Origin of the sequence: Pseudoalteromonas sp. 13-15, from assembly GCF_001468205.2 — a bacterium.
In the GTDB taxonomy this organism is placed as follows: domain Bacteria; phylum Pseudomonadota; class Gammaproteobacteria; order Enterobacterales; family Alteromonadaceae; genus Pseudoalteromonas; species Pseudoalteromonas marina.
The window spans coordinates 571,371-595,517 of record NZ_CP019162.1 but is presented as its reverse complement, the minus strand read 5'-3'; the positions used below and the strand labels follow the sequence as shown (position 1 = coordinate 595,517).

General features: G+C 37.7%; 20 protein-coding genes. 3 read left to right on the top strand and 17 right to left on the bottom strand.

The genetic code is table 11. The features are described from left to right. Window positions 1-85: 85 nt before the first annotated feature. The gene (locus tag ATS72_RS02830) at window positions 86-2,101 is read right to left on the bottom strand and encodes a response regulator (protein ID WP_235591544.1); all 2,016 of its coding nucleotides are present in this window, start codon (window positions 2,099-2,101) and stop codon (window positions 86-88) included. A 176-nt stretch (window positions 2,102-2,277) separates the two neighbouring features. Here ATS72_RS02830 and ATS72_RS02825 point away from each other — a divergent pair, with 176 nt between their 5' ends. Continuing rightward, window positions 2,278-3,150 carry a gluconeogenesis factor YvcK family protein gene (locus ATS72_RS02825; RefSeq protein WP_058428784.1) on the top strand — a complete coding sequence of 291 codons (873 nt, stop codon included), beginning with the start codon at window positions 2,278-2,280 and terminating at the stop codon, window positions 3,148-3,150. Here the strand turns inward: ATS72_RS02825 and ATS72_RS02820 are convergent. Continuing rightward, window positions 3,147-3,479, bottom strand: coding sequence for an Hpt domain-containing protein (locus ATS72_RS02820; protein ID WP_058428783.1), 333 nt, complete (start codon window positions 3,477-3,479; stop codon window positions 3,147-3,149). The genes ATS72_RS02825 and ATS72_RS02820 overlap by 4 nt on opposite strands. A gap of 21 nt (window positions 3,480-3,500) precedes the next feature. On the opposite strand from ATS72_RS02820, the gene ATS72_RS02815 reads away from it, so the two are divergent. Further along, the gene (locus tag ATS72_RS02815) at window positions 3,501-4,517 is read left to right on the top strand and encodes a glycosyltransferase family 4 protein (RefSeq protein WP_058428782.1); all 1,017 of its coding nucleotides are present in this window, start codon (window positions 3,501-3,503) and stop codon (window positions 4,515-4,517) included. A 2-nt stretch (window positions 4,518-4,519) separates the two neighbouring features. On the opposite strand, the gene ATS72_RS02810 is transcribed toward ATS72_RS02815, so the two are convergent. The 14 genes from ATS72_RS02810 to ATS72_RS02745 form a co-directional block, all read right to left on the bottom strand. Next, on the bottom strand, window positions 4,520-5,923 hold the full coding sequence (locus tag ATS72_RS02810; RefSeq protein WP_058428781.1) for a sigma-54-dependent transcriptional regulator: 1,404 nt from the start codon (window positions 5,921-5,923) through the stop codon (window positions 4,520-4,522). Between the two features lie 89 nt (window positions 5,924-6,012). Next, window positions 6,013-7,473, bottom strand: a complete 1,461-nt coding sequence (locus ATS72_RS02805) for a SpoIIE family protein phosphatase (protein ID WP_058428780.1) — start codon at window positions 7,471-7,473, stop codon at window positions 6,013-6,015. Window positions 7,474-7,480: 7 nt separating this feature from the next. Continuing rightward, window positions 7,481-8,185, bottom strand: a complete 705-nt coding sequence (locus ATS72_RS02800; RefSeq protein WP_058428779.1) for an AAA family ATPase — start codon at window positions 8,183-8,185, stop codon at window positions 7,481-7,483. Continuing rightward, entirely contained in the window at window positions 8,182-10,263 is a 2,082-nt protein-coding gene (locus tag ATS72_RS02795) for an SLBB domain-containing protein (protein ID WP_058428778.1), read from the bottom strand. The genes ATS72_RS02800 and ATS72_RS02795 overlap by 4 nt, the downstream gene beginning before the upstream one ends. 3 nt (window positions 10,264-10,266) lie before the next feature. Continuing rightward, entirely contained in the window at window positions 10,267-11,121 is an 855-nt protein-coding gene (locus tag ATS72_RS02790; RefSeq protein ID WP_058428777.1) for an OmpA family protein, read from the bottom strand. Between the two features lie 18 nt (window positions 11,122-11,139). Next, a complete protein-coding gene (locus tag ATS72_RS02785; RefSeq protein WP_006792900.1) occupies window positions 11,140-11,448 on the bottom strand; it encodes an STAS domain-containing protein in 309 nt (102 codons plus the stop codon). A 168-nt stretch (window positions 11,449-11,616) separates the two neighbouring features. Continuing rightward, on the bottom strand, window positions 11,617-13,422 hold the full coding sequence (locus ATS72_RS02780) for a sugar transferase (protein ID WP_058428776.1): 1,806 nt from the start codon (window positions 13,420-13,422) through the stop codon (window positions 11,617-11,619). A gap of 10 nt (window positions 13,423-13,432) precedes the next feature. Next, window positions 13,433-14,509: a glycosyltransferase gene (locus ATS72_RS02775; protein ID WP_058428775.1), complete on the bottom strand. Its 1,077-nt coding sequence runs from the start codon at window positions 14,507-14,509 to the stop codon at window positions 13,433-13,435. 1 nt (window position 14,510) lies between these two features. After that, the gene (locus ATS72_RS02770; RefSeq protein WP_008131305.1) at window positions 14,511-16,004 is read right to left on the bottom strand and encodes a GumC family protein; all 1,494 of its coding nucleotides are present in this window, start codon (window positions 16,002-16,004) and stop codon (window positions 14,511-14,513) included. Window positions 16,005-16,235: 231 nt separating this feature from the next. Then, a complete protein-coding gene (locus ATS72_RS02765) occupies window positions 16,236-17,369 on the bottom strand; it encodes a glycosyltransferase (RefSeq protein ID WP_058428774.1) in 1,134 nt (377 codons plus the stop codon). 1 nt (window position 17,370) lies between these two features. Next, window positions 17,371-18,078: an acyltransferase gene (locus ATS72_RS02760; protein ID WP_058428773.1), complete on the bottom strand. Its 708-nt coding sequence runs from the start codon at window positions 18,076-18,078 to the stop codon at window positions 17,371-17,373. Between the two features lie 4 nt (window positions 18,079-18,082). After that, window positions 18,083-19,435, bottom strand: coding sequence for an O-antigen ligase family protein (locus tag ATS72_RS02755; RefSeq protein WP_058428772.1), 1,353 nt, complete (start codon window positions 19,433-19,435; stop codon window positions 18,083-18,085). After that, on the bottom strand, window positions 19,428-20,840 hold the full coding sequence (locus tag ATS72_RS02750; RefSeq protein WP_058428771.1) for a lipopolysaccharide biosynthesis protein: 1,413 nt from the start codon (window positions 20,838-20,840) through the stop codon (window positions 19,428-19,430). The genes ATS72_RS02755 and ATS72_RS02750 overlap by 8 nt, the downstream gene beginning before the upstream one ends. Window positions 20,841-20,848: 8 nt before the next feature. Further along, window positions 20,849-22,000 (bottom strand): glycosyltransferase, encoded by a 1,152-nt coding sequence (locus ATS72_RS02745; protein ID WP_010556338.1) that lies wholly within the window; start codon window positions 21,998-22,000, stop codon window positions 20,849-20,851. A gap of 206 nt (window positions 22,001-22,206) precedes the next feature. Between ATS72_RS02745 and ATS72_RS02740 the strand changes: the two genes are divergently transcribed. Continuing rightward, the gene (locus ATS72_RS02740) at window positions 22,207-23,121 is read left to right on the top strand and encodes a glycosyltransferase family 2 protein (protein ID WP_058428770.1); all 915 of its coding nucleotides are present in this window, start codon (window positions 22,207-22,209) and stop codon (window positions 23,119-23,121) included. A gap of 58 nt (window positions 23,122-23,179) precedes the next feature. Here ATS72_RS02740 and ATS72_RS02735 read toward each other — a convergent pair whose 3' ends face one another. After that, on the bottom strand, window positions 23,180-24,127 hold the full coding sequence (locus tag ATS72_RS02735) for an endonuclease/exonuclease/phosphatase family protein (protein ID WP_058428769.1): 948 nt from the start codon (window positions 24,125-24,127) through the stop codon (window positions 23,180-23,182). Window positions 24,128-24,147 lie beyond the last annotated feature (20 nt).

Genomic DNA, 24,147 nt, shown 5'->3' with positions numbered 1-24,147 from the left:
TAAAAATACAAATCATCTTAAACTATAAAATTTAACTTATCCTAAGTTCTATTTTTTATAGTGTCTACACATCAATTACGTTATTTCAACGTGGAAAGACCCCTTTTAAAGCAGCTTCTAGTTCTTGAAATTTAATTGGTTTAGTAAGCACCTTATTCATTCCCACCTTAAAACAGGATGCTTTATTATCTTTTTCTGCATTAGCGGTTAATGCGTAAATTGGTACATCGCTGACTAATTCATCTCTTATATATTCTGCTGCTGTTAAACCATCCATTTCAGGCATCATGATATCCATTAATACTAAATCAAACTTTTTACGCGAAAATAAGTCAATCGCTTCACGCCCATGATTAGCAAGCGTAACTTTATGATTTAGCTTTTCTAAATACGCCTTAATAAGGACTTGATTTGTTTTGTTATCCTCAGCGACTAAAATAGCCAGTGCCGATTGTGTATAAATTACATTATCAACAATATCGCTTGTGTGGGCCTCTTCAAATGGAATAGAAATAGTAAACGTACTACCTAAGCCAAGCTGGGTATCTACTGTTATTTCTCCTCCCATTATGCCCAATAAATTTTTTGAAATACTTAACCCTAAACCAACCCCTTCACTTTTGCGGTTTATGCTGTCATTCACTTGGCTAAATGGCTTAAAAATTAAATCTAAATGCTTTTTAGCTATACCAATACCCGAGTCTTTCACTTCAAAAACGAGCTGCTCATTTTGTAAAACTACATTTAAATTTATTTGACCATGTGTTGTGTACTTAAACGCGTTACTCATTATGTTAAATAATACTTGTCCTAATCGGTACTGATCTCCAACAACGTATTGTGGGATGCTTTCATCGATGTGCGTTGTAAAAAGAATATCATCTGACTTTTCAATAATATTAAACTGACCTACTATATTTTCAGTTAGTAGCTTTATATCAAATGGTTTTTTTAGACATGAAACCGTGCCTGATTCGATTTTTGAAAAATCGAGCACATCAGTTATTAGACCATATAAGATCTCAGTGCTAGAGTTAGCATAATTAACAAGTTGCTGTTGCTCGGGGCTAAGCTCTGTATCAAGTAGTAACTCAATCATACCCATAACGGCATGAATAGGTGTTCTAATTTCATGAGACATCACACTCAAAAATTTAGATTTTGTTTGGCTTGCTTCTTCTGCCTTTAAGGTTTGTGCCTGAAGTTCAAACTCGCGCTGTTTAGAAATAGTAATATTTTTTGCAAGCCCCATGTAACCCAAAAAGTGTCCTAACTTATTATAAAGAGGTTTACCGCTTAATATGACCCAAAAATTTTTATCGGCTTCAATCTCAAATTCAAAATTATGAAAATCGTTACGGTCATCAATTAGCAGGTTAAATTGCTGCCATTTTTCTGTATTTTGCTTTTCATTATCTGTAATGATGTGTTCAATTTTATGACCAATAAAAAGCTGATCGTACACATTCCCTATGGTTTCAATATTATTAATACTTTCAAATACCATTAGCGGGTTTAATCGCCAAAACCACTCTGACCCATACTCTTTAAATAGGCTAGAGAGTGTCGTAAATTTATGTATAAGCGATAAAGCTTTGTTCGTTTGTTTAGCTAACTTAATTTGACTTATTAACGTAAAAAACGCCTGCTGCAACAATATTTTTATTGTGTCTGAATTAACAAGTTGTTCGCACTGCTGTGCATCTACATTTGTAAAAATAAATATGCCTTTATCGAATTGTGTGTTCACACTAAACAATAAAGAATTTTTTAGTTTTAATGTTTGAATTGAATATAAAATCGAAAATTCGAGCTCTTCAATTTGTTGAGGGTATTGGCATATAACATAACCGTGCTCAGCTGTTTGCGTAAACAAAGAACACTCAGACCACATTTTATTACTAAACTGGTCATTAGTGGTCGCTATTGTCTCGTAATACCTATATTTGTACCTATTGATGATTATACAGTCAGTATATTTAAGCCTTGACTCAAATACCGATCTCAACAGATTCAACAAATCAGCGCCGTACTCACAATTAGCTAAATCTATTAAATGTTTTTGTAATTCAGATACACACAGATGTTCTGTTTTATTCACACTCATTTTCCTCATCAATATGCATCGCGTTTTGCAAAAGGGAAATTTTAAATGGGCCTTGCTCAATTAAATATAGATTAAAAAACAATATAAATCATCATGTTAATTGTTATAAAACTTTTGGAATAATAAATGCAGTTTACATGTGAAATAAATAAAAATTCAAAGGCTCAAAAATGAAAATAGTGTGTATTGGTGGCGGACACGGATTAGCTCAGGTTTTAAGCGCAATTAAGCCAATGAGTAGTAATATAACCGCCATTGTCGCAACCACAGACAATGGTGGTAGCACAGGTAAAATTAGAGCTTCACAAGAAACCATTGCGCTTGGAGATATACGCCGTTGCTGTTTGCAGCTTGCAGGTAAAAAATCTACGTTCAACGCAATTTACGAACATAGATTTACACAAGGACAACTTGCTGATCATTGTTTAGGTAATTTAACACTACTTGGTTTAATGGAGCTGACCGGATCTGCAACCAAAGCCATTGCGCATTTTAATATTATGCTTGGCAATACAGAAACCGTATTACCCATGACAGAAGTACCCACTGACCTTGTTGCTGAATTAAATAACAATGAAAAAGTAATGGGCGAATGTGAAATTGATTCACTGACTTCTTTACCTAAAAGTGTATCACTATCAAAAAATGTTCCTGCAGGTCCCGGCTGTGTAAACGCCATTTTAGAAGCCGACTTAATTATTATTGGCCCAGGCAGCATTATCACAAGTATTTTACCCGCATTTTTAGTTAATGATATAGCGGCAGCTATTCAAAAAACATCGGCGTGTCGTATTTTTATTGAAAACTCAAAAGAAGAAAAAAGCGTAATGAAAAACACCCAAACCGCTGGTGTGGATTGGCTTACAGAGCAACTAGGATTTAAGTTGTACGACTTGAGCATTCCGCCTTCTGCAATTGAAGAAATATTACAGGGCAGCAAAAACATCATTAAGAACAGGGCTCATTTGCATGACATAGATGAGCTAAACAATGTGTTTTCTGGATTACTAAAAATGCCCATTCAATTGAGTAATCATTTTTAAATATTTTGGATAATGGATTCTAGCTGTTTAAACGTCTCTGCGCTTTGCTCATCAGCTATTTTTAACAAACTGTTGAGATCCTCAGCGCTATGCTCAATTTTTACAATGGACTCGATTGAATTACACGTGTCTCCAAGACCCGAAGCGCCAAAACTGTACGCGCTGCTTTTAAGACTATGCGCGCTAATTTCAATTTCACTGAGGTTTTGTGTATTGATCAAAATATCAATTGTTTTTTTAGATTCGTTTATAAACGTTTTTAGCAGCTCTACTGCTAACTCGTTGCCTACATCACTTTTGAGCTGTTCAATTGTTGAGTAATTAATCATATATATCTTTTGGGGTCAGTTATGGATTACAACGTTGTTTTATTTGTCGACTCTTCGATGCTCGGTGGTATAGAAACACACCTCGTTGAACTTTCAAAGCTTCTTACTCAAAACCGCATTAGCAATAACATTATGTTTTATGAGGATCATAAAAATCAAGCATTTTATGCTCTGCTTAATAAAGAAAATATAAGGTATGAATTTTTAAAAGGAAACTTAAGCAGCTTACTTAAAAAGTTAAAAACGTTTGACTCAAAAACGGTTGTTCACACCCACGGCTACAAAGCAGGAATATTTGGCCGTTTAGCATGTAAAGTAACAAAGCATCGCTGTATTAGTACCTATCATGCTGGCGAAGCGGGTACCGGTAAGTTAAAAATTTACAATAAGCTAGATAAATTACTTTCTCCATTATCGACCAATTTTGCCGTATCAGAGCAAATAAAAGCATCATTAAAAAACGCCACTTTGCTCGAAAACTTCATCGCAATAAACTCTTCTAACAGTCACTTTAATCGGTGTGATAATAAAACCTTAAATATTGGTTTTGTGGGGCGACTATCTTTTGAAAAAGGACCGGATATATTTTGTAGATTAGCTGAAAACATGCAGCAAGATTTAGACATTAAGTTTCATATTTTTGGAGATGGCCCATTAAAAGGTGAGGTACCGAACTTACACAATCTTCAGTATCATGGCCTTGTTGAACGTAATGATATATGGAGCAAAATTGATGTGTTGCTCATTTGCTCTAGGGAAGAAGGACTTCCCATGGCATTGCTTGAGGCTATTTCTGAGCAAAAGTTTATAATTAGCAGTGCTGTTGGTGCAATTCCTAGTATTATCAAACACGATGAAACAGGTTTTTTAATGTTAGAAGCTAATGCACAGCACTGCCAATATCAGGTCGAAAAGCTGCTTTTACTTCCTGAAGAACAGACTAAAAACATTATCAATAACGCGTATAACATCCTTGAGGAGCGATTTTCGGGAAAACAACAATTTTTGCTCTTGCAAAAAGCTTACACAGGTACATAAAGTTACTCGAGCTCTTCCCAGCTTTTAATTTTTCTGTAAAGTGTAGAAGGGCTGACATCGAGCAGTGATGCAGCCTTAGGCACATTCGACACGCATATTTTTATAACGTGCTCAATGTATTCTTTTTCTGCAAGCCATAGGGGTTTAACTTCGCTTTGTGATGTTGCCATATCAAAGGCGGGTGTTTCAGTACTTACTGGCTGCTCGCTGATAATTGGCGTGTGTTGCGTCTGCGTTTTTGTACTGACCGGTAATGCGGGGATCATATCGGTATCAATATATTGTTCAGGATGAAGTACCAATACATTACGGATCACATTTTCGAGCTGCCTTACATTGCCTGGCCAACTGTACTGCATAAGCAACTGTTTTACGCCTTCTGAAATACTTTTATAAGGATGATTTTCTTCTAAAGCTAATTTTACAAATAAGGCTTCGGCAATTTCAATAATATCTGTTCCGCGCGCTCTCAGAGGTGGCAGCTCGATAGGAATAACATGGAGTCGGTAATATAAATCTTCTCTAAAACGGCCGTTTTCAACTTCAATAAGCGGGTCTTTATTAGTTGCACAAACAAATCTAACATCAACTTTTACTTCTTTTTCACTACCCACTTGCTGGTAGCTCCCTGTTTGAATAAATCGCAGAAGTTTACTTTGCAAATTAATGTCCATCTCACACAATTCATCTAAAAACAGCGTCCCGCCGTTAGCCTGCCCTGCAGCACCGACTCTATTAGCAATGGCGCCAGTAAACGCCCCTTTTAAATGCCCAAAAATTTCACTTTCAATTAAATCCTTTGGTATTGCTGCACAATTTAAGGCGACAAAAGGCTTATTCGCTCTATTAGACGCTTGATGAACAGCTCGTGCGCACAACTCTTTACCCGTGCCACTTTCACCTGTTATGAAAACAGTGGCCTTACTGGCAGACGCCGAACTTATAATTTGATAAACAGACTGCATTTGCTTTGAGCTGCCAATCAAATCAAAATACTTTCCGTTTTCGTATTTATTTTTGTATTGTGTAACGGTTTGCTTTAAGTTTTTAATTTTAAGCGCGTTGTTAACCGTTATTCTGAAGCGGTCTGCTTCTATTGGTTTTTCTAAAAAGTCACTCGCGCCTAGTTTTATTGCCTGAATAGCCATTTCTTTTGTTGCATGACCAGTTAATACAACAACTTGAGGCGAGTTATCGGGTTCTAATGTCGCTAAAATATCAAGCCCATTCATATCAGGCAGCATAACATCAAGTACAATTAAATCGGGGTGAACCTTATTAATTATATCCATGGCCGTTTGGCCATCACTTGCCACAAGTGTATTAACACCCGTTGGTAATAAGTAGGATTGGTACATCATTGCTAAAGACTGCGTATCTTCAACGATTAGAACTGTAGGTGGCATAAAGTCGTCTCAGTTGGCAAGTTGCCATAAATTCAAACAGATAGAATATATGCCTTTAATATAGCTATAAAGTGTCAAGTAATGCAAACTCAGTTAATTATAATTAATGAGGCGTCGTCAATTTCTTTAGAAAGGGTAACTTGTGAATTTTTCCACAAGCAATGTGCAAACTCTTCAGACGTTTTACAATCTTGAGGAATAATTTTAGTTAGTTCACCTATCTCATCTTTATCGGTGAAACGATTTTCAGTCCAGCCATCGGTGTACAACAAAATATGTTCAACATCGTCAAGCCCTGCTTCGTATAGTGTGTAGTTATGCTCTTTTGACAGACCCAACAGTGGTCCTGTGCCTGTTAATTGGTGTACTTTGCCATTATTGAGTATTACAACTGGCGGCGGGTGCCCGGCATTTAACCAAAATAGTTTATTGTTCTCAATAAAACAAATAACAAGCGTGACTAAACTAGACTTACAAAGTTGCTGCTTATACAAAGCGTTATTAAGTGCCGCTAACATATTTTGATAAGGCAAACCGGTGGCCAAAAAACCACTTATAAACCCTTTAATTGCAAAACTTTCTTTAAGCGCTTGCAAACCATGCCCCATCATATCGCCAAGCACAAATGCACTGCATTCATCGTTAATGGGCATAAAAAAGTCACCACCGTTTCCCAAGCTAATAGACCCAAAAAGATGCGCGCTTTTATCATTTTGTAAATGAATTTTAGACGGTGTAGATTCAAATGTTGTTTGATACGATAAGTAAGCAAAACGGTGTGTTACTCGTTCAATGCTCTGCAGCAATTTATTTTTTTTAACTGGCTTAATTAAATAGTCATCTACACCTAACCGATTAATTTTACTTATTACCTCTTCGCTATCGTCACCTGTTAGCATAACAACCGATAACTGTGACTTTAAATTTGACTGGTTGAGCTTTTCTAAAAGTGGCTCACACGTTCCATTTTTTAGCTTGTGGTCAAGCAGCAATATTCGTGCATCGGCAGTTAAAATTGCTTGCCAGCCGGCTTCAATACTTTCGCAAGGAACAACTTGAAAGTGATCTTTTAAATAGGCGCTCATAAGTGCGAGCTGGGTAACATCATCGTCAACGTATATAACGGTGGGTCGTTTATCTATGTGCTCTAGTGGGAAAGTAAAATAGTTTTTACCTTTATCTGATGCGTACTCTGCCTCTTTGAAGTAGTGGCGAATCAGTTCAACTCCCATACCACCTTCAACCAAAGTGCCTGAGCCTAGTTTCCACTGAGAGTTATTTTTTTCAAATAAATTGTAAGGCGTAAGCTCATCAATAAATGTAAGTGTATAACCATCGTTATTAGCTTGGCTTATGCGTAAAAAAATATGCTGTTCTGATCCCTCGTTGTGCCTTATCAAATTAGTTAAATATTCAGTTGCAACTAAACCCGCAGCATCTACTTCATCTTTTTTTACGTTAAGTGCTCTCAAAACATGTTTAAGAACCAATCTGATCTCGCTAAGCGTTGGCCAAAGCAATTCAAAACGTCTTTCAAATAAAATATCCATATTGCCCTTAGTGGTGCTCAAACAACCACCTTTGTTTATTAATTTTCGACTTAAGGTTGTTACATAATTTAGGCCATTTGTTTTTATGCTTATTTAAAACACTAATAATACGCTCCCCCAGTGGAGCAAAGTTATGTTGGCTTATTAGTAATTTAATATTGCTATGACCGGCTTGCTTTAGCTCTTTTATACCTTTGCATAATGACTCCTCGTCATTTACACCAAGTGCCACGGCTACAAAGGTTAATTCACTACACAAACTTAGAGAATGAAGCGGTACATTGTTTCTGTTTAGTTTTAATGCCGGCGACATATCTATTAAAATATAGTCATACTCTTGTTTTAAGCGAGCAATCGCGTCATTTAATACATGCTTGTTTTTAGCAGGCTCAATAGCCGCTAAATGCTTAATTGTAAGCAAATTTACTTCTTGGTAATTGGTAACACCTAACTGGCACGAAATATCATCAAAGCGCCACGGGCTGCACGTATCGGGTAACTTATCGTCTGAGTTAAATGTATTAATTGGGTTTAAATCAATTATAAGCACCGACTTATTTTGGCTTTGTAAGCGTTTTGCAACGCTCACACATGCGGTAGATGCCCCCTCAGCCCCACATAAAGATATAAACGTTACGCATCGCGCATCGTTATCAATCATGGTATTACATATCACTTCTAACTCATGATATTGACTTGGTATTAATTTCATAAGCCCACCACTAACGCAAGTATGGTAATTACATCCAGGAAATTTTCTTTAAACTGGCTTAATAAGTCTTGCCCTTTATCAGGAACATATAATGTATCCCCTGCTCTGAGGACTGGAATATTTGCTGAGTTTGGCGATTTAATAAAGGCTTCTAAATCAAACACTCTTGATTGCTCTTTACAACAAGAATGATTAACCACAACTATTTTATCAATGAGTGCAGAATTTGAAGGGCCGCCGGCCTCAGCTAATACATCTAAAATGCTCATTGTGTCGTCAAAGTTATATCTACCTGGCTTTTGTACCGCCCCCATAATGCGTACTACGCGTTCTTTAGGTGTACGTAGCCAGTCTTTATTTTTTTCTGGAACAAAAATAGTGTCTCCTGGTAATACATTAGGAAATAATGTTTCGTCACCGGTTTCAAAGTACATCGCTAAATCTAACTTACTCACTTTAGCTCTATTACCGTTTCTGTGAGTTACTCTAATATTACGAATATCTGCAGTCCCTGTTGGGCCATCAGCAGCCGCTAAAATATCGATAAAATGCATGTTTTCGTTGAACGAATAACGCCCAGGTGAACCAACCTGCCCCATAATATAAATAGACTTGCTTGACTCTTGACGTATCCACTGCGATTTATTATCAGCAGGGTCAACGGGGAGTTCCTCTACAATGACAGTGTCTCCGGCAACTAGGTTTGGCAATGGTGTTTCACCGTCTGTTATGGTGTATTTTTCAAGGTCGAAACGCTGGGTTACATCACCGTTTCTAAGTATTTTTATATCGTTGATATTAGCGCCTTTGGTAGGTCCGCCTGCGTGTGCTAATAAATCGGTAAAGTCCATTTCATTACTCCACTCATATCTGCCCGGAGAAGTAATGGCACCAATTATTTTAATGGCGCGTTTGGTCGGAATTTTAAGCCAGCTTTTTTCATTGACGTCTGTTTTTTCTGGAACAAAAATAACATCGCCCGGGTTTAAGTCGGGCACTTTTGTGGTTACCATCCCTTCACTGTAGCCTTGTAAATCAAATAAAATGCTTTCCCCTTCTGGTGTTAATATTTTTATATGGCGGGTTTCAGCAAATCGAGTTGGGCCACCAGCATTCGCTAAAATATCCAAAAAGTTGGTACTGTCTGCCGCTTCATAAGCACCTGGTTTTTGAACCTCACCCATAATATAAACGGTACGAGAAGTCGTGTTTACATCATCAACCATAATAGGCACATATACTGTCGAACCCGGCTGCAATAACTGCATAGTGCTACCTGATGGTTTATCTAAATACGCTTTTAAATCAAAAATAACCGGCGATTTATCTACAATCACCCTAATTTTAGTAACATCGGCATAACGCGTAACCCCTTCAGCGCGCATAAGCGCATCTAAAATAGTCATTTCTTCTTTGTATGAAAAACTTCCCGGGTTATGTACTTCGCCTAAAATAGTGACCGCATTACCGTCGTTGGCATCTCCAGTTGCACTGAGTGTTTGGGCATCAAAGTCTATTTGTACATTACCCAGTAACGGTGAAACGGGCACAAATACGGTATCTTGGCTTTTAAGCGCAGGTAATAAGCTAATATTGCCCGAATCTAGGTACGCTTTGTAATCAAACTCAATAATTTCTTCGCCACGTCTTATTTGCAATCTATCTAGCTGAGCCCCGGGTCTTAAACCGTCTGCTTTCGAAATCACCATTTGGATATTACCATCTGCAGGAATACTCACTTGCGATGGCGTATTAACGTAGCCCATAACATTAATAAAAATATCTCTGCTACGTATCTCTACATAAAAGTCATCCATTGCTACAAATAAGCCACCTAACACTGGAGTAAGCTCTAGCTCAACTTGTGATATAGTTTTGTTAGCTACAACAAATTGCCCAACCTCGGGCAAATTAATTTGCCCTTTGTTGTCAACTTCAAAGGTTTTATCAAAATCGACTTCTCCAGGAATATACAAAAATAATTTATTGCCTACCTGCACCGTATCGTCATCAGCGTTAGAAACTGAGAAAGCATGAAACGAAAAAAGTAATAATGCGATTGTTAATAAATATCTCATAACTTACTCCTGCTTACTTTTAATAATTTTGGTCCAACTCACTAACGATTTAGCTTTATTGTCCTGTAAATTATTGGTGTTGGCGTCAAGTACTATGGCCTCTACACGGCGGTCTGAATGACGCACTGAGTCGGTTTGTGGCTCATCGCTGTAAGGTTTTAAGCTGCCCTGAGTAAGCGTTGTAATACTTTGCACTGGCACACCATAAACCACTAACCAATGTTTAACCGTTTCAGCGCGTTTTAAAGCAAGTTCATAGTTGCTGGCCATTTCTCCCATCGAGTCGGTATGACCGACTAGCAATATAGAAATGCTTTCAAGCTCTTTAACTAAATCAGCTGCTTGAGCAAGCCTGACTGCGTATTTAGGTGTGATCTCAAACGCCTTGAACGCAAATTGATTATCACTATTGAGTAAATCAGTAATTTGCTTTTTAACGCTAAATAAAGCAGGTTTATTCTCTTTGACCACCGCACATTGAGTTAACTTTTGTACAGTATCAAAATGCTGCGTTAACTGGTTAAGCCCATGATAATGAATAAGTAAGTCGTGTTCTGCATCTTCCCACATTTGAGCTGCAATAAGTCTGCGAATACGGTTTTCGTATATTTGTGCTTTTAACAATTGTGCAGGCATACAGGCTTTAATGTCTTGAGACTTTAACAGCTCAAGCTTTAGCACTAAGTGCTCAAATTCACTGCGAACCACCTCTTCGGGCTGTGTGTAATTTAAATCTTTTTGCTCATCATCTAACGGGTAGTTTTGGTACTTTTCTGCCCAACCTCCTTGTCCTTCATCAGGCCAAGAAGCACACCCACTTAAAAATAAAGTAATGATAATAAAAATGTGTGCTTTCATATCCCTCTCCTTAAACTGTTAGATTGAATCAATAAATGGAATTGTTTTATCTACTCTTAATAAGTTCATTAACTTGAAAGGCTGACCCGTCACATTAAGTAAAGAAAGTTGATGGTTTTTCTTTTCAATTCGTTTGTATAAAAACACAATTGCGCCAATACCAGACGAATCTATAAACTCTGTTTTTGAAAAGTCTAAAATAATAAAATTAGTGTCTGTTCCCACCAACCCTTCAAATTCATCTTTAAATCCGTCAACGGTAAAGCCTGAAAAATCAGCAGGAAGCGAAATTACGGTTTGTTCTTGTGAATTGGCTAAATTAGTCATGGTAGTTACCTATTAATGAGTAAAGTTCTCTATTACTAATACAAGAAACGAACCAATTTTAAGCTACTGATAATTAATAGGTTTTAATGATAGGTATATAGTTGAAAGGGAAGTTAGAGCATAATGCAATTAAGACTGAAACATCCTATTGCATTATGCAATGCATGATTACTGGCCTTTACCAGTAAAAATAACAACAAGGGTTTTAAATAGTATGGTCAATTCCATGTAACACCAGCTACGAGGTGATGACGTACTTAGCATATAGGCATAATCCCAGCCTATTTTGTTTCTTGCATCATCAATGCTTTCATCGTATCCATTCATTACTTGTGCAAGCCCTGAAATGCCGGGTTTTATGCCATAAGTACGTTGTGAAAAATAAGGAATGTCTTTTTCTAGTTTTGAATAAAATACGGGGCGTTCTGGGCGCGGCCCAATCAGTGACATATCCCCTACTAACACATTCCACAGCTGCGGTAATTCATCTAGCCGTGTTTTACGAATAAACCTACCCACTGGCGTTATTCTAGGATCGTCCTTAGATGCCCATACTGCACCGCTTTTTACTTCAGCATCTACAACCATAGAACGAAATTTAAGCACATTAAACAATGCAACAAAGCTGTCACTGCTCTCACCCACTCTTAGCTGATTAAATAACACAGGCCCGCGTGAAGTTAGCTTTATTGTTAGTGCAACCAATAACATAACAGGCGACAACACAATTAAACCTAAAGCGGAGCCAATTATATCAATACCGCGTTTAACACACTTAATGGCACCATTTTGTTCGCTATTGCCTTTATGCACCCGCTGCCAGTGGCTTTTGTAATCGCCTTTTTCATATTTAATGATGCCCCATAAAGCTAAAAAATAGGCATTAAGAATATAGTTAACCTTATCTACAACAGGTATTTTAGCCGTGATATTAAAAACCCTTTTAGTCAGTTCGATACCATGAAGTAACGCAATGGCCCCACAACCTAACTTTGCCAGCATAACATTTGAAAACAGCGCCATTGAAAAAAGCAAAACATAAATTAAAGCCAGCAACAACGGCATAATACCGCGTAGTACTTTGTGCGAAATAAAGTTAAAACTCACCCAGCCCAACTTAGGGTTAAAAAGCGTTAACAGCACCTTTATTTGCTGCCAATTACCTGCGCCTAACCTTACGCGTCTTGCATAGTCGTGACTTTGTTCATCACACTCTCTTTCAACAATATTAATGTTTTTATCTACAATTGCTTTACCGCCATTTTTTAATGCGTTCATTGATAAAATAAAGTCGTCGTTAATGGCACTTTCATCCAGTAAATCTGTGTACTGTGAACGAATGGCAAACATCGCACCTGGCACACCAATCACCGCCCCTAAAGATGACTCCATACTTTTAACGTTGTTTTGATATTGCCAGTAATGCTTTTGCTCTTGTGTGGCTTGTTCATCTAAAACATACACCCCGGTAATAACATTAATTTTTTTATCTTTAAAATCAGCATCAATATTAGTCAGTACATCAATACTTAATAACGCGCTTACATCAGTAAACAATAAAACATCGTAATTCGTTTTGGTTAGCTTAATTAATTCGTTAATACCATGTGCTTTGCCACAATTATACTTATTAAAGTGCAAATGGCACTCAACGTGTTGTGTTGCTAAATGAGCCTGGGCAAGCATCGCCTCTTCGTATGTTTTGTCTGTACAACCATCAAGGTATACATGAATCGCATACATATCTGTGCTGTAAAGCATGGCGCCCAAATTATGTAACTTTTCTTTAATGTGATCTTGCTCATTGTAGGCACAAATCAAAATACCAAAATGGGTGGTTGCTTTGGTATTCTTCAAACTAATTAATCGCTTACGCTTACCATGACTAAATAACTTTAAAAGTGCTACATAGCCCACGTGGTGGTATATAACTAACGCAATTAACACCGCTAATATTATTAATAAATAAGTCATTATATTTTCCTCACGATGTAATACTGTTGTAAAAGTGGTCGTACTCTGCACTCATTTTTGTAGCACTTGCGATTGAAAATACGTGCTGACGAATACACTCTCCATGTTTTATATAAATGGCTTCAATCAGCGCTTTTTTGAGCCCAACCTCATCACCAGGCTTTACGAGCACACCTTGCTCGCTGGTTAGTACCTCTTTAATTCCGCCTACATCGGTAGCAACAATGCTTTTTCCGCACGCCATTGATTCCAAAATAGATAGCGGTAACCCTTCACGCTGCGAATACAGACACATCACATTAATTGCTGAATAAAATAGCGGCATATTTTGTACATTACCTAAAAAATGAACGCGATCTTTAATGCCAAGCTTAGTGGCATAATCCAGCAATTCAGTATGTAAACTACCGCTACCAGCAAATACAAGTTCTGTATAAATGGGCAATGAATTAAGAATTCTTAATAATGCAAAGTGCCCTTTACCTGGCTCTAGCCGTGCTGAACAGCCAATTAAGTTAATATCTTGCGGTAAGTGCAGTTCTTTACGGGCGTTTGGTTCATCCCCGCAAACAAATTGTTTAAAATCGATACCATTGAGTATTGTTTTATCGGTTTGAATAGCTGTTTCGTTATAAAAATCGTTAGCGACTACCTGCGCATCAGCAACCCAACTAATTTTTGTCAATTTGTTAAGCACTTTAGTAATTAAACGCTGCTTAAAACTTTTTAAATACCAGGCGTCATGAATAGTCGATACATGTTTAACGCGTCTATTGCGTATACATGCCATACTTGCATAAAGCATTGGCCCTATGTGATGGCTGTGTATTACATCAATATTGAACTTTTTAATAACCTCGGTAAGTTTGCTTACCGTATTCATATCAAACTTTGCAGGCTTATTTAGACAAATTAACCGCCCTTCAAACGATGCTAATTGTGGCCAACCTTTAACAGCCTCGCCCAACGTTCCTTCAAGTGATACAACCACACTTGAGCCTGCAAATTGGCTTTTTTGCATTAGCGTGACGGCCATTTTTTCAAGGCCACCTATTTTAAAGTGCTGAACTAGATGTAAAACGTTCATATTATTTCCCCTGTTCAATAGAGTTAATCGCTGAGCTAAACACCAAATCTACAGGTGTATTTTTAACAATAGGTAAAATGGTAACTACCTCTAAAGAAGATAGTTTTTCTATGGTTTGAATATCTTTTAAGTGGCTGTCAAATAAGGTCGCTACAAACACAATTGTGCTACTTGTAAACACACCTAAAATAATACCCACAATAATGGATGCGACTAACGACGTATTAATTGGCTGCGTTGGACTGTAGGCGCGTTCAATGGTTTTTACTTTATCTGGCCCTTCGTACTTAACCAATTTGCCTGTCACTTTGGCCATTTCATAACGGCTTAACATATCTTTATAAAGCGATTGTTTAACATCGTAATCTCGCTCTAGCTTTCTTAACTGCTTTTCTACATCACTGGTTACTAATAGCCTTTCACCAACGAGTTTTACTTGTTGCTCTAGCATGTCGTACTCTTGTTGGTGTTGAGCTACTTCATTTTTGGCCTCTTCTAATTTTAGAATTTGCGAAACCAGAACACTGCTTTCATTGTCTTTACCACTAGGCAGTGTGTTTGCCATTTGCCATAGCTGTTCAATATTGGTGGGGTCTAAGTCTTCTGCGCTCTCTAATAGTGATTGCTGGCGATTACGTATACTTTGTAGCTCTCGTTTTTTTGAAATAACCTTACTGTGTTTTTCGGTATATCGTGTTTTTAAAAAGCTTAACTCTGACTCCGCAACAATAATTTTTTCTTCAATGCGCCCTAAAATTGGGTTTGCTTGGCCCATTTTAGTAGCCAGTGCTTTTAATTTTGCTTGCGCACCCGACAGTACAATTGTTTTTTGTTGTTGATCGCTCAATAATTTATCAAACGTTTGACGGTTACTGTGCAGCACAGCCGGCAAGGTATTGCTGTTTGTTGATTTAAAGGCAGCAAGTGCCTCTTCAGATAATTCAAGCTCATCACGAATGCTGTTCAGCTGCTGATAAAAAAACTGCTCAGAGCTATCAAGCGATGCTCGGGTGGGCGCAAGTAAACGTTCTATAAACTTCTCGACTACTTTTTCAAGCACTAGTTTCATTTTACTTTGCTCATGCCATATAAAATTAACCCGTACCAGCTCATCCCCTACCAACGACAAAGACAATGCCTGAGATAACTCTTGGTGAATTTTTTCTATTTGCGCAGGCGTCGCATTTTCTGGCACTAATTGCGTTTCTTTTGCTACTGCAATAAGTACCTTCCTGCTTATAACGAGTGTACGAAGTGCTGCCATCCGATTAGATAAATCAAATGAAAAAGATAAATCATCAAGATACGGGTTAAGTAATGCCGACTCCTCTATTAAAATAGTGGCATGATTGATATATTTTTTTTGTGCAGTCACTGTGAGCAATATAATGACAAAAGGCACCACTAAAAGTGGGATCACAAATAACTTTGCACGTGTGTATACAGCGTACAAGGTTAAGTAAAGTAATCGTTTTATTTGCTCTCTAACTAACATAATCCCTACCTATCTATTTGCATATTGCTATGCGAAATGTGGCGTTTGTTTGCAAATTAATAATTTAAACTGCAAATATCGCGCTATACATAAGGTGTTGCACAGGGTGCGCCAACTGTTGTGAATTTAATAAAAATAAGCAGTTTATTAGCGGGGATCACGCTTTTGAGACTCAGCTCTCAAAGGCCTAATTAAATGACATGTTAGAGGGTGTTGGTTTAAAAAATCACGCTACACAGCGTGATTTAAAATAAATAAGTCTTGTTGCACTTTTAGCGCTTTTGACTCCCAACTGTGGTTCTTTGCTAATTGTTGTTGCGATAATTTTAGGGTGCTGCGCTCAATGGTGTTTAAACTAACGGCTTCATCAATTTTATTAATAAATTGATCATGCGTTTTGCCAATAAAAATTTCTGTTTGATATTGTTTTACTGCGGGAAAATCGGTAGCAACAATAGGCTTTCCTGCCGCTAAATATTCTTTAAGCTTTAATGGGTCACACGCTCTAATTTGCTCGTTATTAACAAACGGTAAAACAGACACGTTCCAATGTGTAGAAAAACTCGCTAACCGAGCATGCTCAATTGCAGGAATATGCGTTACATTTTTAAATTGCAACAACTGCGCAGTAGGCCCCACAATATCGCCGACAAGCACTAACTGATAACTGGGTCGTTGCGCGACTAACGCAGTGAGTAATGCAATATCTAACCAGGCATTAATACTGCCATAGAAACCAATAATGGGGCCATTTAAGTGGCTTATCTCTGGTGCAATTTCACTTTTAGAGGTGAACAAATCGTAACTAACACCATGGCTTAACATTTTTGTTTTGTGCTTAGGCATTTTGTTCATTAAAAACGCGCTAATGACATAAATTAAATCAGCGTTTTGTATCAAGCTATTTTCACAAGGGGCAACAAGTGACGCATCAACGCCGGCCAATGCACTAAAATCGTCACCGCAGTAATAAATTAATTTATCGTGTTTTTGTTTTGTAATTAAATATTCGGCTGTAGGCACGCTTAACCAGTAAATAACAGGCTCATCATAAATATTTTTAAAGTATTGAGAATACACCCACTTATTAAAACGTTTTACTAATGCGTTGTCATGCCAAGGCAATACGGGGAGCTTATAAACATGCAATGCTTCTGGCGTTTCAATCGTTGCGCTATTTGATTCGCTAAATAATTGTTTTAATTTATTAAATACACGTTTTAAATCGTTTAATTTAAGGCTTGGTTTTCGCATACCAATTGAATTAACCCAATGTACTTCATGATGTTTAGCCAGTTCAGCAAATAGGTGCTGTGTGCTACTGGGGTGGCTTGCCCAATCCTCTGCAAAAACAACAAATCTCATATTATGATTCCTTTATGTATTTAACTACTTTTGCTGGATTGCCCGCAGCAATACTAAAGGCGGGTATGTTTTTAGTTACAACACTACCTGCGCCAATAATCGCCCCTTCACCTATGGTAACGCCTCCAAGCACGGTCACTCCGGTGCCAAGCCATGCCCCGCGCTTTATAATAATGTCGCCAATTTGGTTTTCATCATCACTTTGCCCCTGGGCTCTTCGTTCACAATCAACCGGGTGTCCAGGAAAACCCGCTAAAAATACACGCCCTGCTAACCTAACGTCGTCTTCAAGGGTTATGGTACGTCCTACCGAAAACGCATTTTGCCAACCAATATCCACATTGTTACCAATGGTTAGAGTGGGTGTTGTTTGCCCTCCTACCCGCCCGCAAAAGGTAGAAATACCCGACATTCTCACGCTGTCTTTACACACAACCTTAAGCTCACCCAGCACTTGCGGCATACCTGAATATAAATAAAGCTGCTTTTTACTGCCTTTAATTTGGCTTTTGAAAAGGGGCGTAAAATAAGTGATACGTAAAAATTCGTGTATAAATTGTTTTAAAAATTGATGAACAAAATAAAGCGATGAATGAAAAAACGGGATAACAATCATTTGTGGATTGCGAATCGTTTTTGCAAATTGAAAAAGTGATTTTGCAAAAGGATGAGGGCTACATTTAAGCCAATGTTTAACGTGTATGATCATAGTTTTATTCCTTATTGCTCTCAACAGTGATTTTTTCGAGTGCGATTGTTAGCGCTAAAATAATGTAAAGCGGCCAAGTAAAAGCTTGTGTTAGGAAAGTACCTGCAACCATAAAGCCTATTAAACCTGCTTTTAATGCATTTGCATTCACTGCAACTTGGTCGTTAGGGTTAAGTGCATTGATGCAATACACGCGTGATAAGCTGCGATATATACTGGCAATTAATAATACAAATATACCTATACCTACAAAGCCTGTTTCGCCTAATACCTGAAACCATGTACTGTGTACTGCATGATTCTTGCCATCCCAATGCGGACTGTAAAAATAATAATTTACGTAAAAGTTATCGACTCCCACACCCGTTAGCGGATTAGAAAGCGCCATATTAATTGCCGCTTGCCATGCATATATTCGACCCATTGCAGACGCATCAACCCCGTCTTCTGCTGCGCCTCCACTTTGCCTTTCACCAATGCCTGCAAACACCATCATTGCAAGCATGGCAACAGCTGCACACATTCCTACTACAATTGGGTTTTTTACTTTTTGATATAAAAAGAAACTTAAAATAGCAGCAATACCCAATAAGCCGCCTCGGCTTTGTGTGGCTATCACACCAGAAATAGCTAACAACAATCCTACGGCTGCAAATAAACGACGATATTTATTCGCACCTTTATCAAACAGCTCTGCGGCTAAAAAAGATACCGGAAACATCAACACTAACGATAGATCGTTAGGGTCTCCTAATTGCGAGCGGTACTCTCGAGAAATAGTGACACGCGTGCCCTCAACCAAGCCAATACCATTCATTTTGTTACTTAGTGCAACCAACGCCACCGAAATACCCGAAATCATTATGCCCATTCGTACTAAACTAAAATGCGAAAATCGGGTTAACCACCAGCTAATGGCAAATACCATAATGAAAACCTTCACTAGCACACCAGTCCAATACTCTATGGCCATACCTTTATTGGAGGCACTAAATACGCAAACGGTGAGCCAAACAAACCAAATTACAAACACTAAGTGTGTTGAACTCCAATGAGGTTTTAACGATTTTGAAATGAATAAATGCCATGCAATAGCCAGTAATGAAGCTAAGGCCAACATTTTAGGAATTTTAAGGGGCATTAATACAACAAAGACTTCATGTAGCCTAAAGTAGCTAAACAGTATAAAAAGAATAATAAATACCGTGCTTATTTTAACGGCTAAAAACCCTGCAAAAGGTAACAATAATAAAGCAAAGGCTGCAATGGGACCAAAGCGCATGTAAAGCATTAATGTTAATGTCATTACAAATAACCCGTTGATCATCAGACAATATTTTTTATACCAACTAATCATACACTTTACCCCGCATTGTTTGCTGGGTCAGTGCTAAAATTGCGGGTTTGTATTTATAAAACAAAGCAATTAAAAAGCAGATAAAAACAATGCATTGAATAAGCTCAAAATAGGCAGTTTGTGTAATGCTTAAAAAGTATATTAAAGAAAAACACACCCAGCTGGGCAGCAAACGCGTAACACTAAACGTTAAACTTTCTAATTGTTGGCTAATAACAATAAGTAAACTGGTTTTAATTAACTGCGCAATGCAAAGTGCAACCACTACGCCGTATACGTTATATCGAGGAACTAAAACGGCTAACAAAGCCAGCACAGCGAATGCGCTAACTGCATTAACCACAGTAACAAACGCACCATTGTAATGGATGTAACACCCTATATTGAGTAAATCACTATGGTGCTTAATAACCACAATAAAAATAAGGCTTGGTAACAACCAAGTATGCAACTGATAATTTTGTGGTAACACTAAACTAAAAATAGACGGGGTGATGATAAGCATAAACGCGCATAGTAAAATGGCCGAATCTAAACACAGCGTGCACAACTCGACATAACGTTCTCGGTTTTTAGCCAATTCATCAAAACGACGTGAGAACCACCACATTCTAATGGGTTCAAAAGCGAACGAGGTCATAACGGCAAACTGTAAAGCGACATAATATTGAGCCAGTTTTTCTTTGCCCTCACTGGCAACAATAAACCAATTTTCGGCCCCATTATTTGCATACACAAATAAAGACGAGGTAACAATACTGATTAAAAAAAGCCCGTTTTTATAACTTATTTTCCATGAAACACGTTTAAAGCTGATACCCAGCGGCTTCAATACCAAAACGATAGCAATACATAATACTAAAGCGCTCGACACCACACCCGATACCATTACCCCAGTAACACCATGGCCTAAATAAAGTAAACCAACGGTTAGAAGTGTTTGCCCCATACCTTGAAGCACAGCTAATATACAAAATTGTTTTGCCATTTCGTAATATCTAAAATAACAAAATAAAATAGAAAGTAGAGACGAGAGCGCTAAGTTAATAGCCAACAGTTTAATATCTAGTGTATTTAGTGTTACCGGTAATAACGCGCTTAAATAATCAATACAGTAAAAAACCAAGCACACAAATACACTACTAACAATGGCACACACCAGTAATGCATCTCTGAATAAGGCACGTTTATGTTGTGGGTTGTTCATTTGTTGCTTAAACAATAAATCGGGTAAACCTAAGCACAATAACAACGACATAACCGCCGAAATAGACACCAAAAAATTTAGCTCACCAAATTCTGTCTGGCTTAAAATACGCGTAGTTATAGGTAATAAAGCAAACCCTAATACTTTAAGAAATAAAGTGGATATACCAAAGTATGCAATTTGCTTAATCCCATTCATAGCAACACCTATATCCCTTGAACCCAGTGAGATAACTTTTTGGCTTGCGAATTTGCATTAAAGCGTTTTGTCGCTAACCTTTTTGCATTTAGCCCTTTTTCGTAGCGCTGGTAAGGCGTTAGTGCACAAAAGTCATTAAGCATTTGCTCAATACCAGTAATGCTTGAAGGCGCACATTTAGCGCCAACATCGTCATTTACAATTTCTTTTGCACCCATTAGCTCAGTAGTTAAAACAGGTATACCGCTGGCCATGGCTTCTTTAAGTACAACCGGCCCCGTGTCGCGATCGCCATTTTTAGACACGCAAAACGGCGCAATTAAAGCCGAATAATTGCTGGTGTTTATTGCTAACCACTGTGGACTTTTCGAGCCTAAAAAGTTGACCTCATTCGTAATGCCTAGCTGTTCGCAAAAATATTTTAGGTCATTTAGTAAAGGGCCATCGCCTACTATATCTAGTGTGATTGAATGTTTTTTGCTAATTTTTTTGATTGCCGGAAGTAAAAATTGTAATCCCTTTTTTTCAATTAACCGACCAACAAAAATAAGGTTAACCGATTCTGTTAATCGATTTGGTTTATTATTAAACAAGCTCAAATCAATACCACAATGCAGTAGCTGTATTTTTCCTGCGCTGTATTTACTGAGTTTTACAGCCATGTCTTTACATACCGCAACTGAAAAGTCGCACAACGATAATTTAAGCTTTAAATCATCATCATTCACATAAACATCGTGACCGTGGCCAATGGATGACACACTCACGCCGGCTATTTTGCTAGCGATAATGGAGTAAGCCAGTGGTGCATGCATAAAATGACAATGAATATGAGAGATTTTTTTTGCACGAATGATTTCAGCAATATTTAACCCGTAGCCCATTAAAGACATGACCGAAATAGACTTAAAACGACTTGCAATAACACCGCCTTTTACCGCCATTAGTGGGCTTTTAAGTAGTGTATTAACTGCCGATGGTGTTGATTTTTTAATAACAATCACCTGCACATTTTTATTTAAATGAACACAGTAATTTAAATTTTCAAACGTCAGTACGGTCACTCTATGCCCTGCATTCACCAGCGCGTTAATTTCAGTTACAACAAACGTTTCTGAAGGTATGTGAAAGCTAGGTACAACGATACCAATATGTTTCATAGTTAAAACTCCTAATAAACTTAACGGTTACATCGCAAAATCTGTGCCCGGCATAAAACGCTAAAAACCCCCTATAAAAAGTCAATTTGCGAAGGCTTATCGCAATTTGCAAATCATAAAACAAAAAACAGCCCGCAAATGCCTATTAATGGTTGGCGCTTATCTTGCGTAGTTAACGTTAATGAAAAACACAAAAGGTGAGTACTATGAGTATTCAGGTAAGCGTTATTATTCCTAACTTTAACTGTAAGCAGTATTTAGCTAAGGCTATTTCAAGTGTTGTTAGGCAGCATAATATTGAGTGTGAAATACTTATTATTGATGATGGGTCAACTGATGGAAGCGTTGAATGGTTAAATAAATTACAACAATCACTTCCTAACATGCGTGTTATAAAGCAGCAAAACTGCGGGGTTGTTAGTGTCAGAAATAAAGCCATTGAACTTGCCAAAGGCGACTACATTGCTTTTTTAGATGCTGACGATTACTGGACTGAAGATAAATTATTTAACCAGGTTACCTACATGCAAAATAATCGTGATTGTGTGCTGAGCTTTACCAATTACATGCATGTTAATGAACAGTACGAACCCATTATTGATTGTTTTTCCTATTGGCCTGAGTTTACAAAATTTATTAATTGGAACACTGAGGATTACCAAAACCTTAAATCACCAATGGATTTACTGCTGTTTGCAAACGTTATAGGTACCTCGTCTGTTGTGGTGAAAAAATCAGCCATTTGTTATGTAGGTAAGTTTGATCAATCACTCAATAGCGCAAGCGATTGGGATTGTTGGCTTAAGCTAGCACGTATTGGTAATGTGGCTTTTTCGAATCAGGTATCAATGGGCTATTTAATGAGAGCAGGCTCTATTACTGCCAACAGACAAAACCGTTTAACTGCGATGCAAATAATAATAGATCGCTGTAAAAACGATATTGGCGTGGTTTCTCGGTTTAAAGCCAAAGCCAGAATGCTCGAATGTTATAGCGAATACTACCGAGAAATAGGTTATAAGTTTAAAGCTTTTTGCTTAGCCACTGCTGCATTTTTATTGTTTCCTCATAGGCGAAATCTTCAACACTTAGTACATGACATAAAACAGTCTATTAAATAAATTTAAAATACATGTAAAACACTAAGGTTAAAAAGGCGCTTATTATATTGAGCGCCTTTTATTTTAGACTTATTTTATAGCTTAACATTTTGTGATCACTGCCTTTAAAGTCCGTGACCACTAGGCTTCGTAATAAAACTTGTTCGCTCATTACACAGTGATCTATAGGTAAGCCAGTCAAAATAGAGTGCCCTTTTTTAAAAGGCATAAAGCTTGAGTATCGATGTTGCCCAAAGCAGGTTTGAGCTTGCTGCCACTCAAAATATGAAGACCAAGGTACTACATTTAAATCCCCTGCGACGAGCCATGCGCCCTTTTCATTTTGTGTTGAAAGCTTTAATGCCGCCAATAGCGTATTTCTATTTTGCCAATGACGTTTAGAGCGTGGTGAAGGCGGGTGCGCAATAAACGTAGTCAACAGCGTATTACCCACCATAAACTTTAGTTTTAAATACCCTAACTTGTCGCCATCTAATTTAACTTGTTGCTTATAAACCATAGGTATTCGCGATAAAACAACCATACCATAGGGTATTCCCTCAACCTCCTCATAGCCAAACATGTCGGTAGTGGTTATAAATTGAGTTAACAGGTGGCGATTTTTATCACTAAATTCCTGTAAAATAAGCACATCCCAATTTTCATCACGCAAACTCAGTAAATGTGTTGAAAGGTATTTATTACTATAATTAACATTAATTTGCTTGATTGATAAAGCCTCTGAATTAACAGGCGATGTCACGGGAAAAGACACCAAAATAGGGCCTAGCCCCAGCGCGCAAAGTAGGATCACCACTGCAGATAATTTGTACAGTTTTAACAACATAAGTGCGCCCCCGCACATCAACGCCGCAATTAACATCTGTATTCGTAAAGATGAAAATACATCGGCATAAAAGCTAGTTAAGGGATTAAACGCGAGTAAGATAAATACGACTGCTGCACATATAAAAATAATCCGCAAAACTAAATAGTGCGGATTATTACTTTCTGGGATATTTGACATTACTTTTTAAACCTAACCAT

Excerpts from the sequence above, each read along its gene's own strand:
- ATS72_RS02825 (WP_058428784.1), top strand. The coding sequence starts at position 2,278 with ATGAAAATAGTGTGTATTGGTGGCGGACACGGATTAGCTCAGGTTTTA.
- ATS72_RS02820 (WP_058428783.1), bottom strand. The coding sequence starts at position 3,479 with ATGATTAATTACTCAACAATTGAACAGCTCAAAAGTGATGTAGGCAAC.
- ATS72_RS02815 (WP_058428782.1), top strand. The coding sequence starts at position 3,501 with ATGGATTACAACGTTGTTTTATTTGTCGACTCTTCGATGCTCGGTGGT.
- ATS72_RS02810 (WP_058428781.1), bottom strand. The coding sequence starts at position 5,923 with ATGCCACCTACAGTTCTAATCGTTGAAGATACGCAGTCTTTAGCAATG.
- ATS72_RS02805 (WP_058428780.1), bottom strand. The coding sequence starts at position 7,473 with ATGGATATTTTATTTGAAAGACGTTTTGAATTGCTTTGGCCAACGCTT.
- ATS72_RS02800 (WP_058428779.1), bottom strand. The coding sequence starts at position 8,185 with ATGAAATTAATACCAAGTCAATATCATGAGTTAGAAGTGATATGTAAT.
- ATS72_RS02795 (WP_058428778.1), bottom strand. The coding sequence starts at position 10,263 with ATGAGATATTTATTAACAATCGCATTATTACTTTTTTCGTTTCATGCT.
- ATS72_RS02790 (WP_058428777.1), bottom strand. The coding sequence starts at position 11,121 with ATGAAAGCACACATTTTTATTATCATTACTTTATTTTTAAGTGGGTGT.
- ATS72_RS02785 (WP_006792900.1), bottom strand. The coding sequence starts at position 11,448 with ATGACTAATTTAGCCAATTCACAAGAACAAACCGTAATTTCGCTTCCT.
- ATS72_RS02780 (WP_058428776.1), bottom strand. The coding sequence starts at position 13,422 with ATGACTTATTTATTAATAATATTAGCGGTGTTAATTGCGTTAGTTATA.
- ATS72_RS02775 (WP_058428775.1), bottom strand. The coding sequence starts at position 14,509 with ATGAACGTTTTACATCTAGTTCAGCACTTTAAAATAGGTGGCCTTGAA.
- ATS72_RS02770 (WP_008131305.1), bottom strand. The coding sequence starts at position 16,004 with ATGTTAGTTAGAGAGCAAATAAAACGATTACTTTACTTAACCTTGTAC.
- ATS72_RS02765 (WP_058428774.1), bottom strand. The coding sequence starts at position 17,369 with ATGAGATTTGTTGTTTTTGCAGAGGATTGGGCAAGCCACCCCAGTAGC.
- ATS72_RS02760 (WP_058428773.1), bottom strand. The coding sequence starts at position 18,078 with ATGATCATACACGTTAAACATTGGCTTAAATGTAGCCCTCATCCTTTT.
- ATS72_RS02755 (WP_058428772.1), bottom strand. The coding sequence starts at position 19,435 with ATGATTAGTTGGTATAAAAAATATTGTCTGATGATCAACGGGTTATTT.
- ATS72_RS02750 (WP_058428771.1), bottom strand. The coding sequence starts at position 20,840 with ATGAATGGGATTAAGCAAATTGCATACTTTGGTATATCCACTTTATTT.
- ATS72_RS02745 (WP_010556338.1), bottom strand. The coding sequence starts at position 22,000 with ATGAAACATATTGGTATCGTTGTACCTAGCTTTCACATACCTTCAGAA.
- ATS72_RS02740 (WP_058428770.1), top strand. The coding sequence starts at position 22,207 with ATGAGTATTCAGGTAAGCGTTATTATTCCTAACTTTAACTGTAAGCAG.
- ATS72_RS02735 (WP_058428769.1), bottom strand. The coding sequence starts at position 24,127 with ATGTCAAATATCCCAGAAAGTAATAATCCGCACTATTTAGTTTTGCGG.